Genomic DNA, 14,337 nt, shown 5'->3' on the forward strand with positions numbered 1-14,337 from the left:
ACGATGCCAGGAGCTGCCCGATGACGGTCTTCACCGCCGACCACCGGCCCGCGGCGGGCGGGCGACCGCTGGTGGCCTTCATGTCCGCCCTGTTCGCGGGCGGCTGGATCTGGGACCACCCGTTCGCCGCCCTCGCCGACGCCGGGTGGCCGGTGCTGCGCACCGAGGAGCCCATCTGCGGGGTGGACGCGAAGATCGCGGGTTCCATCGAACGCCTCGGCGACGCTCTGATGGAGGCCGTGGACGCGGCCGGTGCGGAGGAGGTCGTGGTCTGCGCGAACTCCCTGGGAGGTCTGGTCGCCATCGACCTCGCGGGCCGCTTCCCCGACCGGGTGAGGGCGATCGCGGTCAGCGGCGCCCCCGGCCTGAGCGCCGATCCCGACGTGGGCCTGAACATGGACCGGCGCGGCGACGTGCGGTTGCAGGGCGAGCAGTTCCGCGACCGCATGCTGGCCGCCCTCTTCCACGGTGAGCCGCTGTTCACCGACGAGCAGGTGGAGTCGACCGCGCAGCTGCTGCGCCAGGGCTCCGCGATGGTCGCGATGGCCCGCAGCATCCGTGCCACCAGGACCTTCCAGGTCGCCCCCGCGATGGACAAGGTCACGTGCCCGTCGCTGTACGTCTGGGGCCGCCACGACCGCATGACGCCCATCGAGCCGTGGCTGGAACTGGTGCCGCAGCACCAGAACACCGAGTTCGTCACCGTCGAGGACTGCGGGCACATCCCGATGATCGAGCGAGGCGAGGTCTACACCGCCGAGCTGCTGCGGTTCCTCGACAGGGTCACCGGGTGACCGCGCCGCCCCTGCTGTTCGGGGTGGACCTGGTCGACGTCGCCAGGGTCACCCGCGCCATGTCCTACAGCGGGCCCGCCTACACCCGGCACGTCACCTCGCCCGGTGAGCGGGACCTGCACGCCGACCCCGGCCTCGCCACCGCGGCCACGGTCGCGGTGAAGGAGTGCCTCGTGAAGGCCGTCGGCGGCAGGCCGCCCGGGTTCTCCTGGCACGACTTCGAAGCGTGCGGCGAGGCGTCGCCGCACGGCGCGGAGTGGGCGGAACCGCTGCTGGACGCCGCCGTGCCCGAGGTCGAGGCGGCCACCCGGGTCGCCATGACCGAGCGTTGTGCCTACACGGTTTTCGGCGCCAGCGGTTCGGCCGCACTGGCGCGGCTCGCCGAACGTTCCGCGGACCCCGGTGACGACGTGGCCGTCGTGGGCCTGGCCCGCTGGGGTTTCCGCGGTGACCTGATCGTCGCCCTTGCCATACTGATCACCATGCCGAGAGGAGCGCTGCGATGTCCGTGACCGAGGTCACGACCGAAGTCCGCGTTCAACCAGGGGATTCCGTCCAGGAAGCGCTCGACGCCTGCGCGCCGGGCGCGGTGCTGCGCCTCGCCGAAGGGACGTACGAGGGCAACCTGGTGATCGGCCGCCCGGACGTCGCGCTCGTCGGCGCGGGCGCCGGCCGCACGGTGATCGTGCCCGGCCCCGTCGCGCCCAGCGCGGTGCCGGCGCTGCACGACGCGCCCGCCGACGTGATCAGCGGCATCACCGTCCACGACGTGTCCGGTGTGACCGTCGAAGGCTTGACCGTGCGGGGTTTCTCCGGTGCGGGCGTCTACGCGCACACCGCCACCGATCTGCGGCTCGTCGACGTCGAGTCGGTCGGCAACGCGGTGTGGGGCCTGTACGTGCGCGAGTCCTCCGTGGTGGAAGTCCTGCGCTGCCGCGCGGAAGGCAGCCAGTACGGCGGCATCGCGCTCGCGTTCTGCTCGGCCGCCGACGCGCTGATCGCCGACAGCGAGAGCACCGCCAACGCGTTCGGCGTGTTCATCGACAACTCCAGCCGCGCGCGGGTGGTGCGCAACCGCTGCCACGGCAACGCGGCGGGAGTGCTTCTGCTGCACCAGACCTACGAAGGTGAGCTGCCCGGCGGCGTCACCGACGTGCTCGTCGCGGACAACGACATCACCGCCAACACCCTGGCGTCCGGCGGCGACGAGCCCGGTGTGCTGGGCTTCGCCGGACCGCCGATGTCCGGCGTCGGCATCGCCGCCATCGGCGTCCAGCGCGTCGCCGTCGTCGGGAACCGGGTGCACGGCAACGAACCCACCGGTCCGTCGGTCATGGGCGCCGCGCTGGTGCTGGCCTCGTCGGCGGACTGGGGCGGTTCCGACTCGGTCGACAACTCCTTCGAGTGGAACACCATCACCGGCAACAGCCCGTTCGACGTGCAGCTCGGCACCGACCCCGGCAACCAGCGCTTCCGCAACAACGCGGTGGGCGCCTCCCAGCCGGAGCGGATCGACGGGTGCGAATATTGATCGAGAGGACGACATGACGCCTGCGCTGGTGTGCGAGCGCCTGGTCAAGCGCTACGGCGACAAGACCGTGGTGGACCGGGTCGGCTTCCACATCGACGAGGGGGAGGCGTACGGGTTGCTCGGCCCCAACGGGGCCGGCAAGACCACGACCATCTCCATGCTCGTCGGCCTGCTGCGCCCGGACGAGGGTTCGGTGCGGGTCGGCGGCATCGACGTCGACGAGGACCCGGTGGCGGCCAAGCGGCTCATCGGGTACGTGCCGCAGGAGATCGCGCTGTACCCGGAGCTGACCGCCAGGGAGAACCTGCGCTACTTCGGCAGGCTGCACGGCCTGCCGCGGCGCGAGCTGGCCTCGCGCATCGGCGAGGTGCTCGACCTGGTCGGCCTGTCCGGCCGCGGCGACGACAAGGTGGGCACCTACTCCGGCGGCATGAAACGGCGCACCAACATCGCCGTGGCCCTGCTGCACCGGCCCCGGCTGCTCATCCTCGACGAGCCGACGGTCGGCGTGGACCCGCAGAGCCGCGTCGCGATCCTGGACCGCGTCGAGGCGCTGGTCGGCGAGGGCATGAGCCTGCTCTACACCTCCCACTACATGGAGGAGGTGGAGCGGGTGTGCACGCGCGTCGGCATCATCGACCAGGGCCGCGTGGTCGCCGACGGGAGCAAGCGCGAGCTGGTCGCCGAGCTGGGCGGCACGGACCGCGTCGAGCTGACGCTGGACGGCGACGTCACCGCGGCGGCCGAGAAGCTGCGCACCGTGGAAGGCGTGTCCGAGGCGGTGGTCACCGGGTCGTCGTCGATCCGGCTGCTCGTCGCCGGTGGGCGGCACCTGCTGCCCGCGCTGCTGTCCGCCGTCGGCGACACGGGCGCGGTGACCGGTGTCGAGGTCGTCGAGCCCGACCTGGAGGCGGCGTTCCTCCACCTCACCGGTAGCACCCTGCGGGACTGACGAGCTAGGGGATGGCGAAGACCTTGGGGAAGAGCACTCTGAGCGCCCTGCTGGTCGTGGGCGGCCACGAGCTGCGGTCGCGGCTGCGGGACGGCACCGCGCCGCTGATCGCGCTCGTCGCGCCGATCCTGCTCGCGACCATGTTCGGGCTGGCGCTGGGCGGTGACGACGACCCGCCGTTCAAGGCGACCATCGGCGTGGTCGACCTCGACGGCGGCGAGTTCCCGGCCAGCGTGCAGCGCGAAGCGCTCAACACCGACGAGCTCAAGGGCGTGCTGACCTTCCGCCAGTACCCGGACGAGGCCGCGGCGCGCGGCGCGGTCGACGGCGGCGAGTCCGGCGCGGCCCTCGTGTTCCCCGCCGGGTTCAGCGAGAGCGTCGGCGCGGGCCGCGGCGGGCAGGTGTCCGTCCTGGAGTCGCCGGAGTCGCCACTGGCGGGTGTGGTGGCGCGCAGCATGGTCGACCGGATCTCGGCACTGGTCGAGGCCAGAACCCTGGCCGTGCGCGCCTCGCTGGAGGCGGGCGTGCCCGCGGACCGGGTGCAGCTGTTCGTCGAGGAGAACGGTGCGGCCGGACCGGCGCTGTCACTGGTCGGCGACCCGGTCTCGGGCGGCAAGGTCGACCTGGCCGTCCACTACGGCGCGGGCATGGCGGTGATGTTCGCGTTCTTCGTCGTCGGCACCACAGCCCGCAGCCTGCTCGTGGAGCGGCAGAACGGCACGCTCGACCGGATGCGCGCCGCGCCGCTGCCGCTGTGGACGGCGCTGATGGGCAAGAGCGCGGTCGGGTTCGGGCTGGCGCTGGTGAGCATGTGCGCGACCTGGCTGTCGTCCGTGCTGATCTTCGGCGCGAGCTGGGGCGACCCGCTCGGCGTGTTCTTGCTGCTGCTGGCGCACGTGTTCGCGGCGACCGCGATCGTGATGCTGGTGGCCAGCCGCGCCAAGACCGACGCGCAGGCCGACGGCTACACGCTCGGCGTCGCGTTCGTGTTCGCGTTCCTGGGCGGCAGCATCGTGCCCGTCTACAACCTGCCGGAGTGGCTGCGCAGCGTCTCGCTGATCACGCCCAACGGGTGGGTGTCGGCGGGCCTGTCGGAACTGGCGGGCACCGGTGCGGGCCCGTCCGCCGTGCTCGTGCCGATCGCCGTGGTCACCGGCATCGGCGTCGTCGCGGGCACGTTGGCGTTGCTCGGCTTCCGCAAGGGCAGGTTCGCATGAGGCCCCGTCCCGTCACCGCGCTGGTGCTCGCCAACCTGAAGCGCCAGCTGCGCGACAAGGTCGGCATGTTCTTCATCGTCGTCATGCCGTTCGTGACGATCGTGTTCGTCGGCATGGCCCTGGGCGGCGACGCGGCCGACGCGAAGCTGCCGGTGGCCGTCGTCGCCGACACCTCCGACCCGGTGTCCGCGGCCGTCGTCGCCGAGCTGGAGTCCGACAAGGCTTTGGACGTCCGCCGCGCGCAGTCCGCGGAGGAGGTCCGCGACGACGTCCGCCAGGGCGACCTGGCCGCGGGGCTGATCGTCACGCCGGGCGACACCAGCCTCGAACTGGTCATGACCCAGACCAGCGGCAGCGGCATGGCCGCCCGCAGCGCCGTCGACGTGGCCGTCGGCAGGGTCGCGGCGGTCCTGGAGGCGACCCGCGCGGCACGGGCGGCAGGCGCGTCACCGCAGCAGGCCGACAGCTATGTGAGCAAAGCGAAAGAGGAGTCGGTGGCCGTCACCGTCGCCTCCTCCGGCGGCGACGAGCCCAGCAGGCCGACCGGCTTCGCCTACACCGCCCCCGCGAACCTGCTGCTGTTCACGTTCGTCAACTCGATGGCCGTCGCCGCGGCACTGGTCGAAAGCCGCCGCATCGGCATGGTCCGCCGCTCCCTGGCCGCACCGGTGCGGCGCGGCCAGGTGCTGCTGGGCGAGGCGCTGAGCCGGTTCGCCGTGGCGCTGGCGCAGTCCCTGCTGATCATCGTGGCGAGCCGGGTGCTGTTCGACGTGCGCTGGGGCGACCCGCTGGGCGTCGGGGTGGTCGTCGCCCTGTTCTGCCTGATCGCCACCGGCGCCGCGATGCTGGTGGGCGCCTTGGTCCGCTCCCCGCAGCAGGCCCCCGCCATCGGACCTCCCGTCGGCATCGTGCTGGGCATGCTCGGCGGCTGCCTGTGGCCGCGCGAGGTGGCCGGGGAGACGCTGAGCACGATCGGCTACCTGTTCCCGCACTCGTGGGCGATGGACGCGCTCCTCACGCTGTCCCGTCCGTCCACGGGGCTGGGGTCGGTCCTGGTCGAGGCGGGAGTGCTGGCGGGCATGGCGGTGGTGGTGCTCGGCGTCGCGCTGGTGGTGTTCCAGCGGCGAGCGCTGGTGGCGGTCTGAGCGATCGCGACTGCGACTCGCGCGAGTCGACCTCGCCGGGAACGTGAATGCCTCGTCGTGCGGGATTCGGTGACCACACCTGAATCCACCACGACGAGGCATTCACGACGTTCGTCGCGGTGCGGGTCCTGACCGACACGCGCTTTGGCAGGTGTGACGACATGAAAGCAGCCGAAACCTGAATCGCTACAAGGGAATCTGGTTATTTCCGTCTCGGGACGAAGATCAGTGGCGGGGTTCGGTTTCCGTCTTTGGCGGAACGTCGTGGAACATCACGGCCGTTTCGTCGCTGCGCTCGGGCAGGGCTGATCAGAGCCCGGTTTCGCTCTTTTCGGGGCGCTGGGCCGTCCGCTCACCGACGTCATCCGGACAACGGTGTCGTCGGTGCGGTGGCCTGAGGAGTGGGTGGACGATGCCGGCGGGGGCTATGGAGATCAACCGGAATCCGCGGTTCCGCTACAGTGGGGGTCCGAAGTCGTTGATCGGCTCGTTCCTGTCGCTTCGTCACCTCCGCGGTCTGTGAGCCCGCCCGCCGTGGCTCCGCAGCGATCCGAAGAAGACGGAGTCCGCGTGACCACGACCACCTCTCCCTCCGATGATCGGAGTGCACTCGGTCGGCGGGCAGCGCCGGAGAAGACCTCGGAGGGCACGCACCTGCTGACCTCCGCCCTCGACCGGTACGTGCGGCAGGTGGCCGGGGTGCTCGGTGTGCCGGTCGAGGGTGTCAGCTTCGAGGTCACCGACACCGCGACCGCGTACATCGCTCTCGGTGACCGCGCGGCGGCTTTCCCCGGCCGGGACGTCATGCTCGTGTGGAGCGCCACGCAGGGGTGGGCTGTGTCGATCGAGACCGAACCGGGCGAGCCCCTGATCGCGCTCGGCCGGCTGTCCGGGGATGTCGTGCAGGCGCCGGAACGGGTGGTGAGCTTCGTGGCCGAGTCGCTGGCGCGGTGCGAGGCGCAGCCGTCGCCGGTGGTTCGTCCTCCGTCGATGGGATGGTCGGACCTCGCCGAGTGCATGGACCACTACACGTCCTGATGCCGCACATTTTCGAGATCGCAGCAAATGGCGGATCATCGAAAAAACTCCCTGATGCGGATAATCAGGCGGAAGATGGTGTAGTGTCATTCTGGTCGAGAGCATCTCGCATGTGGGCAGTCAAGCTCGCGTCGCACTCGGCGAACCTGAACCGGTCCGTTTCGGGCCGGAGACGGGAGTCCCGGCATGACGTCGGCTCCTCACCATTCCAACTCCTCTCCGGCCGTCACGGCCGACGAGCAGCCTCGGCACTCGCTGCGATTGCGGTTGCGGCCGAAGGCGCTCACCGCGGGGTATGTCGACGGTGCCTGGTGGCCACGTTCCCGGGACCTCGCCGCCGAACTGCCGGCGCTGCTCGCGGTGCTGGCAGTTCGGCTGGGCGACATCTCCCGGGTGAGCTACAGCCTGGGGGAGTGGGACACCGCGCCGCGCCAGATCGCCGTCGGCGAGGGCAGGGCCCGCCTCAACGGGTTCCGGTCCGGGCCCGCGCACACCGTCGACGTCATCGCGGCAGACCGGCGCCGCCTGACACTGCTCCTCGTCCCGCCGGACACCGAACCCACCGCCGCCCACGAAGCCATGATGCACGCCGCTGAGCGCGAGAACATCGACACCGTCGAGGTCCTGCTCGCCGTCATCGCCGGTGCACGCGGGTCCACTGTGGACCCGATGGCGGCCGGTAGCACCTGTATACCCGAACAGACTTTGCGAGGAGCTCGATGACCACGACGAAGTACACATCCGCGTACGAGCGCAGGCTCAAGATCGTGCGGGACGTGCTGGCCGACCGCACCGAACTCAGTGGCGAAGCCGCGGGAGATCTGGCCGTGCGCGTGCTGAGCGCGCTCGACCACATCCCCGAGCGGGTGCGGTGAACTCACGCCACGACGACTTTGGCGCGGCACAGCTGACGTGGGGCACTCGACTGCTCCGCGTCGGTTGTGCGTTCACGTATCGCGCCGAGGTACCGACGTCCGCGGTGTTCCTCGTGCGACCGCTGTGGAACTCGGACCTCCGGTTGAGCCATGAACACCTGGACGTGAACCCGGACGTCCCGATGCGGCACCACCTCGACCTGTAGGGCAACCACAACACCCGGGTCTTGCTGCCGGCCGGTCTGTCCACAGTGCGCTACAGCGCGTGGGTGGACGTGCCGGACAGGACGGAGGACGTCGACGAGAACGCGCCCGAGACCCCGCCGGACGAACTCCCGGACGACGTGCTGCTGTACACGTTGCCCAGCCGGTACTGCGTGTCGGACGTGCTGGGTGACGAGGCGTGGTCGCGGTTCGGCGCCCAGCCACCCGGCTACACCAGGGTGCGGGAGACCTGCCGGCAGGTCAACGAGTCCCTGGAGTTCGGCTACGGCACCTCCACCGCGTTGTCCACCGCCGCCGACGTCGACGCGGCGGGACTCGGCGTGTGCCGCGACTTCGCGCACCTGGCGATCTCGTTCTGCCGCGCTCTCAACATCCCCGCCCGGTACGTCTTCGGCTACCTGCCGGACCTGGACGTGGCTCCCGCCGGCGCGGCGATGGACTTCGCGGCGTGGATGGAGGTCTGGCTGGGCGACCGGTGGTGGACCTTCGGCCCGCGCGACAGCGAGCCACGCAAGGGACGCGTGGTCATCGGCCGGGGCCGGGACGCCGCCGACGTCGCCATGGTCACCACCTTCGGGGGCCCGGTGCTGGAGTCGATGGTCGTGCAGGCGGAGGAAGACCTGGCTCCGTCCTGGCGCTGAGCGGAACGCGCCAGGACAGGAGTAGACTGAGGTCACCGAGGGTACGTCGTGCAGCAGCGTTCGAGCTGCTGCCGCCTTGGGCGCGTCAGGAAGCCCGGCCGTGTTCGGCTGGAGGCGGGAGCGCCGAGATGAACTCGGATCAGCTCTGCACCACTACGTCTTTCTTCACCGGTTTCCCCCCGACGGGATCCTTTCCCTCGTCACGCGGCGAAAGACTGACGCACAACCCCTGCTTCGCCGGAAGCTGGCGGCCGTTGTCGACCGATCCGGCTGTCATCCCGCCCGTGCTTGGATCTCCGGGCCGGCGCAAGAACTGACAGCCCCGTCCCACCATTCCGGCGCAGATCGATCGGAGTACCCGCATGCCAGAACCACGAGTCACCGACTCCGACAGCCAAGCGAGCTGCGCGGTGTGTCCTCACGCACGGCACGAGCACGACCGGCTCGGCGCGAGGTACTGCGCGGCGACCACCGCGTCGGCCCTCGCACGAGGCTGCATCTGCCAATGACCGCGGTGACGAACGAGCTGACGACCAGCAGGTTGACGCTGCGAGGCTGGCGCGTCGAGGACGCACCGGCCGCACTGGAGGTCTACGGCCGTGCCGAGGTCACGCGCTGGCTCAGCCCCGAGATGGATCGGGTGCCGGACGTACGGGCGATGAAGTTGCTGCTGCAGCAGTGGATCGCCGAAAGCGCCCGTCTCCCGGCACCGTCCGGCCGATGGGCCGTCGTGCGCGACGCGGACGGCTTGCTGGTCGGTGGCGCCCACCTGCTGCCACTGCCACCCGGTCAGGAGGACTTGGAGGTCGGCTGGCAGCTCCGGCCCGACACGTGGGGTTATGGCTACGCCACCGAGACGATGCACGTGCTGGCCGGGTGGGCGTTCGGGCACGACATGGACGAGGTGTTCGCCGTCGTCCGTCCAGGTAACGCACGCGCTTCGTCCACCGTGCGGAAGAACGGAATGCACTGGGTCGGCGAGAGCGGGAAGTACTTCGGCCTCGACCTGCAGGTGTTCCGCTTGCGGATGGCGGACCTCGACGCGGCGGCGCCCACGTCGCCCGGACCGCCCGGCGTCGACTGAGCGAGAGTCCACCGCGTCGTGCCGGCAGTGGCAGACCTGCCGCACACCCCCCGGGATTCCAGGACGTGTCCGCCCGCTACCTCGTGACGGAGCAGGAACCTCCGCTGTGGACGGTCACTCCGCCTTGGCGGTGGCACGACCGAGCACGGTCACGTTGGTTGTTGCGTCGTTGCACGTCCGTCCGGCCATCTTCTCGCATCAGGTGACCGTGCGGTGGTCACGATCGCACGGCACGATCGCCGGTCCGGGTTCAGCCGGCGTTCCTCCCCGATCCGTGTCGAGGCGGGGTTCGTCCGGACCGGATTCCTCCGGTTCGCTGGTGCGCACGTCCGAGGGCAGCACGTGCTCGTCCGCGTCGCTGAGCAGTGAACGGGTGACCGAGTTGAGCACCGCGAGCAACGGCACCACGAGCAACGCGCCCGCGAGTCCCGCGACGAGCAGTCCCGCGGCGAGGGCCAGGACGACGGCGAGCGGGTGCAGCTTCACCGCGCGTCCGAGCAACAGTGGTTGCAGGACGTGGCTCTCCAGCTGGTTCACCGCGATCACCACGGCGAGCACGATGAGCGCGGTGAGGGGGGCCGTTCGCGACGAGCGCGATGAGCACGGCGACACCGCCCGCCACCACTGCGCCGAAGATCGGGATGAACGCGCCGATGAACACCAGCGCGGCCAGCGGCACGCGCAGCACCGCCAGCCCGATGCCGATGCCGATGCCGAGCGCGTCGACCACGGCGACCGCGCCCGTCGCGCGGACGTAACTGACCAATGCCGCGAGACCGCGCCTGCCAGCCACGTCGACCCGCCTGCGCGACGTGCCGGGTACGACGCGGATGAGGAAGTGCCACATGCGCGGGCCGTCGTAGAGGAAGAACGCGAGGGTGAAGAGCACCAGCAGCAGCTCGGTGAGAACCTCGCCGATCGTCGCGGCGGTCGTGAAGGCCGTCGAGGTGATGCCGGACTGGTGGTCCTGGAGAGTCTTCACGAGCCTGTCGCTGAACTCCCTGAGCTGGTCCTCGCTCAGCCCCAGCGGACCGCTCACGGGCCACCCGGACGCGGCGTCCACGCTGCGGGCCAGCTGTGCCGTCAGGTCGGGAAGACCGTTGACGAACGTCATCACGACGAACGTCACCATGCCGCCCAGCGCCGCCAACCCGGCCACCAGCACCAGCGCCGCGGCGAGCCCCCGTGGAACTCTCCGCGCCATCAGGAACCCCACCGCGGGAGCGAGGAGGGCGGCGAGCAGCAACGCGATCGCGAGCGGCACCGACGGCGGTCAGCCGCCCCACTACGACGCCCACAACGTAGAGCGCGGCCACCACGAGTAGAAAACGCCAGCTGACCTCGGCGACGATCCGCAGCACGGAAGGCACCGCGGCCCGTTCCTCTCCGGCACCGGTCGCCGGTGGCGCGGCCCGCGAAGAACTCCGTCTCCTGGCCTGTACGTCGGTCCGGTGCGGAGGTGATGCGGCCACTGCTGCTCCAGTCGAGAAACTCGATGTCGGTGTCCGACGCCGGCTTCGTGGCCATCGGTGCGGTGCTGCGTCAGCGCCACGTCGCGGAGGTTCCCGCCCGTGGCGGTGCCGAACCGGGAGAAGGCCGGTCAGTCCTCCGCGGTTACCTCGCGGAAGTGCGCAAAGGTGCTCCCGCGTCGTGCAGGTGACGCAGGACCTCGCCGTATGAGTGCCTCAGAGTGGTCTTGCTGTAGGGGATGCCGTGCCGCAGGCAGAAGTCCTCGACGACGGGCTGCGCGCGGCGCAGGTTGGGACGCGGCATGTGCGGGTAGAGGTGGTGCTCGACCTGGTGGTTGAGGCCACCGAGCAACGCGTCCACCCACCGGCCCCCGGTGACGTTGCGCGAGGTGAGCACCTGCTTGTGGAGGTGGTCCAGCCGCTCGCCGTCGCCGATGATTGGCATTCCCTTGTGGTTCGGGGCGAACGAACAGCCCAGGTAGACGCCCATCAGGCTTTGGTGCACGACGACGAACACGATCGCCTTCACCGGCGACAGGACGACGAACACCGCGGCGAGGTAGGCCACCAGCGGAACGACCTGCAGGGCCATCTCCCGCCACGGAGCGCGCAGTTCCCTGCGTGCCAGCGCGACGAGGCCGGAGATGCGCAGCACGACCGCTTCTGCCGTGAGCAGCGGGAAGAACAGGTACGCCTGGTGCTTGGTGATCCAGGCGTACACACCGCGCTTGTCCGCTGCCTGTGCGCGGCTGAACGCGAGCGCGTGGATCTCGATGTCGGGATCGTGGTCCTCGTGGTTGGGATTCGCGTGGTGCCGGTTGTGCTTGGCGACCCACCACTGGTAGCTGATGCCCGTGAGGCTGCCGTGCAGCCTGCCGACGACGTCGTTGTGACGGTGGCTGCGGAAGATCTGGCGGTGCCCGGCGTCGTGCCCGATGAACGCGAGCTGTGTCGAAGCCACGGCGAGGACGGCCGCGGTGACGAGCTGCCACCAGGAGTCACCGAGTGCCACGAACGTCACCGCGATCGCGCCGAGCATCAGTGCGTTCAAGCTCATCCGCACCAGGTAGTAGCCGTGCCGGCGGTCGAGCAGACCGGCTGCCTTGAGCTCTCTGGTGAGCTGGGCGAAGTCACTGCCGCGGGGAGCGGCCGTCGGGTCGGTCGAACTGTCTCGTGTGGCGGTCATGCACCAGCTCCAACAAGGCGGGCGGCTGCGGGAGCCGCTGGGGAGGCCGTGGCCGAGTCCGTGACAACGCCGGGCAGAGCACGATGTCGGCGGTGAGTCGGCCTCGAACCGTTCGAGGACGTGGGTGCGGGCGAATCCGCCGACACTGCGAGGAACTCGGGATGACCGGAATTCCGGCCCGTTGGGGGGCGTCGGGTCCGGCTGGGGTCAACGCGACCGTTCTGGGGGGACTCTCACGATGCCCGTACCTCTGGCGCCGGTCTCCGACGCCGGGTCATCGGTGGGGAACGGCGGGCGACACCCTGCCGGTTCAGAGGATTCCCGACCCAGCCTACCCGCAAACAGGAGAACCGCCACGGGTTCTTGCCGAGGTAGGGAGCAGGGGCCTGTCCGAGCGCCGCGATCTGCGCGTCCACGGACAGCAGCGTTTCTGTGAGGCACGGCTTCTGCGTGAACCCAAGAGCCGAAAATCGCTGAGCGCGAAAATGAGACCGCAGGAGTCCGGCGCGGTTCCGTTCAAGTCCATCGTGGCGGCCCACTGTCCGTGGTCGAGTGGACATGGAGATGACCTGAGGTTGCGAACTGAAAGGAACTCGTTCGCCCGAGACGGCCAGCTGTGACCGGCCTGCCGATGATGTCGTCCCAGCGGGATACGACGTCGGTGTGGATGCGCCGCCGTACCTGGCCGGGATGATCATGCGGTCGGTGCACCACGTCGTTCGACGCAGCCCGCGCGGACGCCGGGATCGCGGTCGTGCAGATCCCGGCGTCCGCGGACGAGCTGCTCTGTCGAACGTGGAGGATCAGGCGCTGAACTGCCACCAGTTCACGTTGAGCAGGTAACTGCCGCCGCCGGTGAACCTGAGGTAGAGGTCGCGCGTCCCGGTCAGCCCGTTCACCGCACAGGAGACGGTGGTCCACGTCTGCCAGTTGCCGGTGTTCGGCACCGAGCAGGTCCCGGCGAGCGCACCGGTCGGGCCGCCGGAGCGGACCTCGATGGAGCTTCCCGCGACGGTCGACGCGACGCGGGCGGTGAAGGTCCTGGCGCCGTTGCCGAAGGCGACGTTCTTCAGCTTGACGTAGTCGCCGTTGTTGAGGTGGCTGAGGTTCATGCCGCCCTCACTCGACGGTTCGGTCTCGACGCCGCTGCCCCACGCGATGGTCTCGCCCTCCTGGCGGACGTAGGGGTTGAGGGTGTCCGCGGGGGGAGGTCCGGTGGTGGACATGTTCATGGTCGGGATGGTGCCGTCGGCGTTGTAGCTGAACTTCTCGACGGCGACGGAGCGCGTGAATCCGCCACCGCCGGGCAGGGCGCCGTTGTGGTAGAAGAAGTACGAGCCGCCCTTGAAGTCCACGATGCCGGGGTGGTTGGTGAAGCTGTTCCCCTGCGTGGGCATCACGGTGCCGCGGTAGGTCCACGGGCCGGTGGGGCCGGGCGCGGTGGAGTAGGCGATGAACTCCGAGCAGCACTTCGCGGCGAAGACGTTATAGTACAGGCCGTTGCGCTTGTAGACCCAGGGGGCTTCCTCGTAGAGGGTCGGCCGGTTCGGGTCACCGGTGCGCGTGCCGAAGCCCGCGGTGGTGAGCGGGATCCGGTTGATGCCACCGGAGTAGGAGATCATGTCGGCGTTGAGGCGGACGTAGGACAGGTTCGGGTTGCCCCAGTACAGGTATGCCTGCCCGTCGTCGTCGATCATGACGGACGGGTCGATCTCGCCGTTCTCGACGAGCGGCCTGCCGAGCGCGTCGCGGAAGGGGCCGGTGGGGCTGTCGGAGACACCGACGCCGATGGCGGGGCGGCCGGTCGCCTTCGTGACGACGGGGACGTACCAGTAGAACTTGCCGTTGCGCTCGACCGCCTGTCCGGCCCAGGCGTCCTGCTTGGCCCAGCTGAAGGTGGCGAGGCTCATCGGCGAGCCGTGGTCGGTCCAGTTGACCATGTCGGCGGAGGACCAGACCCGCCACTCCCTCATGGTGAACCAGGTCGAGCCGTCCTCGTCGTGTCCTGTGTAGAGGTACACGCGTCCGTTGTGGACCAACGGCGCGGGGTCGGCGGTGTAGATGTGCTGCACGATCGGGTTGTCCGCTTTCGCGGGGGTGATCACGGTCAGGACCAGGCCCACCACTGCGGCGGCGGTCGTCCAGAACCTTCTTCTCGTGGCCATCGTCGTCTCCCGAGG

The 14,337-nt window shown here is 70.0% G+C and carries 14 protein-coding genes and 1 pseudogene; 12 read left to right on the plus strand and 3 right to left on the minus strand.

The window, feature by feature from the left end; all coding sequences use genetic code 11:
- The first annotated feature begins 20 nt into the window (after window positions 1-20).
- The 12 genes from BLT23_RS03375 to BLT23_RS03420 all read left to right on the plus strand — a co-directional run bounded on the left by BLT23_RS03375 (window position 21) and on the right by BLT23_RS03420 (window position 9,502).
- Window positions 21-794, plus strand: a complete 774-nt coding sequence (locus BLT23_RS03375; protein ID WP_090045439.1) for an alpha/beta fold hydrolase — start codon at window positions 21-23, stop codon at window positions 792-794.
- Window positions 791-1,306 (plus strand): holo-ACP synthase, encoded by a 516-nt coding sequence (locus tag BLT23_RS03380; RefSeq protein ID WP_245743516.1) that lies wholly within the window; start codon window positions 791-793, stop codon window positions 1,304-1,306. Before BLT23_RS03375 ends, BLT23_RS03380 begins: the two co-directional genes overlap by 4 nt.
- Window positions 1,297-2,325 carry a right-handed parallel beta-helix repeat-containing protein gene (locus BLT23_RS03385; protein ID WP_090045442.1) on the plus strand — a complete coding sequence of 343 codons (1,029 nt, stop codon included), beginning with the start codon at window positions 1,297-1,299 and terminating at the stop codon, window positions 2,323-2,325. The genes BLT23_RS03380 and BLT23_RS03385 overlap by 10 nt, the downstream gene beginning before the upstream one ends.
- A gap of 13 nt (window positions 2,326-2,338) precedes the next feature.
- Window positions 2,339-3,277, plus strand: a complete 939-nt coding sequence (locus BLT23_RS03390; protein WP_090045444.1) for an ABC transporter ATP-binding protein — start codon at window positions 2,339-2,341, stop codon at window positions 3,275-3,277.
- Window positions 3,278-3,288: 11 nt separating this feature from the next.
- Window positions 3,289-4,494 (plus strand): ABC transporter permease, encoded by a 1,206-nt coding sequence (locus BLT23_RS03395; protein ID WP_090045447.1) that lies wholly within the window; start codon window positions 3,289-3,291, stop codon window positions 4,492-4,494.
- A complete protein-coding gene (locus BLT23_RS03400; protein WP_090045449.1) occupies window positions 4,491-5,639 on the plus strand; it encodes an ABC transporter permease in 1,149 nt (382 codons plus the stop codon). Before BLT23_RS03395 ends, BLT23_RS03400 begins: the two co-directional genes overlap by 4 nt.
- A 570-nt stretch (window positions 5,640-6,209) precedes the next feature.
- The gene (locus BLT23_RS03405) at window positions 6,210-6,677 is read left to right on the plus strand and encodes a DUF6292 family protein (RefSeq protein WP_090045451.1); all 468 of its coding nucleotides are present in this window, start codon (window positions 6,210-6,212) and stop codon (window positions 6,675-6,677) included.
- A 186-nt stretch (window positions 6,678-6,863) separates the two neighbouring features.
- On the plus strand, window positions 6,864-7,400 hold the full coding sequence (locus BLT23_RS03410) for a DUF5994 family protein (protein ID WP_176946565.1): 537 nt from the start codon (window positions 6,864-6,866) through the stop codon (window positions 7,398-7,400).
- Entirely contained in the window at window positions 7,397-7,552 is a 156-nt protein-coding gene (locus BLT23_RS40510; RefSeq protein ID WP_176946566.1) for a DUF6307 family protein, read from the plus strand. The genes BLT23_RS03410 and BLT23_RS40510 overlap by 4 nt, the downstream gene beginning before the upstream one ends.
- A 227-nt stretch (window positions 7,553-7,779) precedes the next feature.
- Entirely contained in the window at window positions 7,780-8,418 is a 639-nt protein-coding gene (locus BLT23_RS03415; RefSeq protein WP_218133611.1) for a transglutaminase-like domain-containing protein, read from the plus strand.
- A 362-nt stretch (window positions 8,419-8,780) separates the two neighbouring features.
- Window positions 8,781-8,927 carry an RGCVC family protein gene (locus BLT23_RS42225; RefSeq protein WP_218133612.1) on the plus strand — a complete coding sequence of 49 codons (147 nt, stop codon included), beginning with the start codon at window positions 8,781-8,783 and terminating at the stop codon, window positions 8,925-8,927.
- A complete protein-coding gene (locus BLT23_RS03420; RefSeq protein ID WP_090045454.1) occupies window positions 8,924-9,502 on the plus strand; it encodes a GNAT family N-acetyltransferase in 579 nt (192 codons plus the stop codon). Before BLT23_RS42225 ends, BLT23_RS03420 begins: the two co-directional genes overlap by 4 nt.
- Window positions 9,503-9,700: 198 nt before the next feature.
- Here BLT23_RS03420 and BLT23_RS03425 read toward each other — a convergent pair.
- The 3 genes and pseudogenes from BLT23_RS03425 to BLT23_RS03435 form a co-directional block, all read right to left on the minus strand.
- Window positions 9,701-10,872, minus strand: a pseudogene (locus BLT23_RS03425) (AI-2E family transporter).
- A 244-nt stretch (window positions 10,873-11,116) separates the two neighbouring features.
- Window positions 11,117-12,157 carry a fatty acid desaturase family protein gene (locus BLT23_RS03430; RefSeq protein WP_090045456.1) on the minus strand — a complete coding sequence of 347 codons (1,041 nt, stop codon included), beginning with the start codon at window positions 12,155-12,157 and terminating at the stop codon, window positions 11,117-11,119.
- Window positions 12,158-12,960: 803 nt separating this feature from the next.
- Complete coding sequence (locus tag BLT23_RS03435) at window positions 12,961-14,322, minus strand: glycoside hydrolase family 43 protein (protein WP_090045458.1); 1,362 nt, start codon at window positions 14,320-14,322, stop codon at window positions 12,961-12,963.
- Window positions 14,323-14,337 lie beyond the last annotated feature (15 nt).

Origin of the sequence: Lentzea fradiae, from assembly GCF_900100955.1 — a bacterium.
Lineage (GTDB): Bacteria > Actinomycetota > Actinomycetes > Mycobacteriales > Pseudonocardiaceae > Lentzea > Lentzea fradiae.